We start from the raw sequence: 3,299 nt of genomic DNA on the forward strand, positions 1-3,299 counted from the left end.
TCCGCTGCCCGCCGTGATGCGGCGCATTTCATTGATGGTGTCTTCACCCAGGGCAGCTCGGGCAAGACCTACGATAATTTCTACCCGGTGGATGGCTCGCGCATCGGCTCCGTCCCGGAAGGTGGCAAGGCCGAGATCGACGCCGCGGTAAAAGCCGCGCGCGCTGCGCTGGACGGTCCCTGGGGCCAGATGTCGTTGAACGATCGCTCGGCCCTGCTGGGCAAGGTCGCCGCCGAAATCAACCGCCGCTTCGACGAGTTTTTGGAAGCCGAATGTCTCGACACCGGCAAGCCGATGAGCCTCGCCGCCCATATCGACATCCCTCGCGGCGCCGCCAATTTTACCATGTTCATCGATGTGGCCAAAACCGTCTCCACGGAATGTTTCACCACCCCGACGCCTGATGGCACCGGTGCGCTGAACTACGGCCTGCGCCGTCCGCGCGGTGTGATCGCGGTCGTCTCGCCGTGGAACCTGCCGCTGCTGCTGATGACCTGGAAAGTCGGCCCGGCGCTGGCGTTGGGCAACACCGTTGTCGTCAAGCCCTCTGAGCAGACCCCGCTGACCGCGACCCTGCTGGGTGAGGTGATGAATTCCGTTGGCGTTCCCAAGGGCGTTTATAATGTCGTGCATGGTTTTGGCGGCAATTCGGCGGGGGAATTTTTAACCCAGCATCCTGGCGTCAACGGCATCACCTTCACCGGCTCCACCCGCAGCGGCGAGGCGTTAATGCGCGAAGCCGCGCGCGGCGTGCGCCCGGTCTCGCTTGAGCTGGGCGGCAAAAACCCCGCGCTGGTCTTTGCCGATGCCGATCTGGACAAGGCGATCGAGGGCACGATGCGTTCGGCCTTCGCCAATTGCGGCCAGGTCTGTCTCGGCACTGAGCGCGTCTATGTCGAACGCCCGATCTTCGAGGCCTTCGTCGCCCGGATGAAGCAAGAGACCGAAGCTCTGCGCCTGGGCCGCCCGGAAGACCCGGCCACCAATCTCGGCCCGCTGGTCAGCGAGTCCCACCGCCAGAAAGTGCTTTCCTACTACGCCAAGGCGCTCGAAGAAGGCGCCACCGTCGTGACCGGCGGCGGTATCCCGGACATGCCCGCGGATCTGTCAGGCGGTTTCTGGGTTGAGCCCACCATCTGGACCGGTGTGGCCGACGGCGCGGCGATCGTCACGGAGGAAATTTTTGGTCCTTGCTGCCATATCCGCCCGTTTGACACCGAGGAAGAAGCCATCCGCCTTGCCAACGCAACGCCCTACGGTCTGGCGGCTTCGGTATGGACGGAAAATCTCTCGCGCGCGCATCGCGTCGCGGCCCGCCTGGAGGTTGGCATCTGCTGGGTGAATTCCTGGTTCCTGCGCGATCTGCGCACAGCCTTCGGTGGCGCGAAAGCGTCGGGCATCGGCCGCGAGGGCGGGGTGCACTCGCTTGAGTTTTACACCGAAATCACTAACGTCTGCGTCAAACTCTGAGAGCGGAACAACAATCATGACCCTATCTTCAAAATCCACGGCGGATGCCATCCGCACCGCCGCCGATCTGTTTTTCGAGGCGGCGCGCAGCGGCACCCCTTGCGCGCCGGTACGCACGCTCCTGGCCGAAGGCGATGTCGCGGGGGCCTACGCGGTGCAGGAGATCAACACGCAGCGTGCGCTGGCCGCCGGCCGCCGCCTGGCAGGCCGCAAGATCGGCCTCACCTCGGTTGCCGTGCAGAAGCAGCTGGGCGTCAACCAGCCTGATTACGGCATGCTCTTCGCTGACATGGCGCGCGGCGAGGCGCAGGACGTATCGCTGGCCGATGTCTTGCAGCCCAAGGTTGAAGCTGAGATTGCTTTCGTGCTGGGGCGGGATCTCATGCATGAGCAACTCACGGTGGCGGATCTCTTCCGCGCCATTGAATATGCCGTCCCCGCGGTGGAAATCGTTGGTTCGCGCGTCCAGAACTGGGACATAAAAATCACCGACACCATCGCTGATAATGCCTCCTCCGGCCTCTACGTCCTCGGCTCGCGCCCGGTGAAGCTGAGCCATTTCGATCCACGCCTGTGCGGCATGGTCATGGAAAAAGCGGGCGAGCCCGTCTGCGTCGGCGCTGGCGCCGCCTGCCTGGGTTCACCGCTGAACGCGGCGCTCTGGCTGGCGCAGGTGATGGCGCGCGCCGGTCATCCGTTGCGCGCGGGCGATACCATTCTCTCCGGCGCGCTGGGGCCGATGGTCAACGTCCAGCCGGGCGACGTATTCGATGTACGCATCGAGGGCCTCGGCGCCGTCCGCGCCGCTTTTGCAAAGGAATAATCATGGCCACTTCAAACTCCGCGAGACAGTAACATGACCAATCTTTCCGAACTTGCGGCAGGCCTCGACGAAGCCGCGCGCACCGCCACCGCCGTGCCGCAGCTCACCGATACCTATCCGAACCTCACAGTCGCCGACGCTTACGCAATCCAGGCACTCTCCGTCGCGCGCCGCTGGGCGCGCGGCGAGCGCCGCGTGGGCTACAAAATGGGCCTCACCTCACGCGCGAAAATGCAGCAAATGGGGGTTGCCGAGGTTATCTGGGGCCGTCTGACGGATGCGATGCGCCTTGAGGAAGGCGGCGAGATGTCCCACGCGCGCTACACGCATCCGCGCGTCGAGCCTGAAATCGCCTACATCATGCGCAAGCCGCTATCGGGCAACGTCTCGCTTGCCGAAGCGCTGGACGCGGTGGAAGCCATTGCCCCGGCAATGGAGATCATTGACAGCCGCTACAGAAATTTCAAATTTGCACTGGCCGACGTGATTGCCGACAACTCCTCCTCCTCGGGATTCTACCTCGGCGCCTGGGCCAAGCCTTCCACCGATGTCTCCAACCTCGGCATCATCATGGAGCTTAACGGCCGCCCGGTGCAAATCGGTTCCACCGCGGCGATTCTGGGCAACCCGATCCGCTCGCTGGTCTGCGCCGCGCGCCTCGTCGGCAGCGTTGGCGAGCGCCTGGAGCCGGGCGACATCGTGCTCGCCGGCGGCGCCACCGCCGCCCACGCGCTCACCCCTGGCGATTTCGTGCGTACCAGCTTCCAGAATCTGGGCGCCGTGTCCTTCAACGTAACCGCTTAAGGAAGCCGCAATGCCGATCGTTGAAGTCACCATGATGGAAGACCGCAGTTTCGCGGCCAAGGAAGCGATGGTCGAGAAGGTCACGGTGGCGCTGATGGAAACACTCGGCGCCCCGCGCGATGCGGTCCGGGTCATCATCCGTGAGGTCCCGCCCTGGCATTTCGCCGCCGCCGGCGTCCTCAAGGGCAAGCCGCCTGGCTAG

General features: G+C 64.4%; 4 protein-coding genes. All 4 read left to right on the top strand.

The genetic code is table 11. The annotated features are described in order from the left end of the window. Positions 1 to 1,470 (top strand): 2-hydroxymuconic semialdehyde dehydrogenase (locus tag PHE40_RS10850; protein WP_366523613.1); only part of this gene is annotated, 1,470 nt, incomplete at its 5' end. Positions 1,471 to 1,486: 16 nt separating this feature from the next. Continuing rightward, on the top strand, positions 1,487 to 2,293 hold the full coding sequence (locus PHE40_RS10855) for a 2-keto-4-pentenoate hydratase (protein WP_299961649.1): 807 nt from the start codon (positions 1,487 to 1,489) through the stop codon (positions 2,291 to 2,293). Positions 2,294 to 2,326: 33 nt separating this feature from the next. Beyond that, a complete protein-coding gene (locus tag PHE40_RS10860) occupies positions 2,327 to 3,097 on the top strand; it encodes a 2-keto-4-pentenoate hydratase (protein WP_299961651.1) in 771 nt (256 codons plus the stop codon). 10 nt (positions 3,098 to 3,107) lie between these two features. Beyond that, entirely contained in the window at positions 3,108 to 3,299 is a 192-nt protein-coding gene (locus PHE40_RS10865) for a 2-hydroxymuconate tautomerase (protein WP_299961653.1), read from the top strand.

The organism is Acidocella sp. (assembly GCF_028687955.1).
Lineage (GTDB): Bacteria > Pseudomonadota > Alphaproteobacteria > Acetobacterales > Acetobacteraceae > Acidocella.

Bases quoted from the DNA above. Each gene is read 5' to 3' on its own strand.
- PHE40_RS10855 (WP_299961649.1), top strand. From the start codon at position 1,487: ATGACCCTATCTTCAAAATCCACGGCGGATGCCATCCGCACCGCCGCC.
- PHE40_RS10860 (WP_299961651.1), top strand. From the start codon at position 2,327: ATGACCAATCTTTCCGAACTTGCGGCAGGCCTCGACGAAGCCGCGCGC.
- PHE40_RS10865 (WP_299961653.1), top strand. From the start codon at position 3,108: ATGCCGATCGTTGAAGTCACCATGATGGAAGACCGCAGTTTCGCGGCC.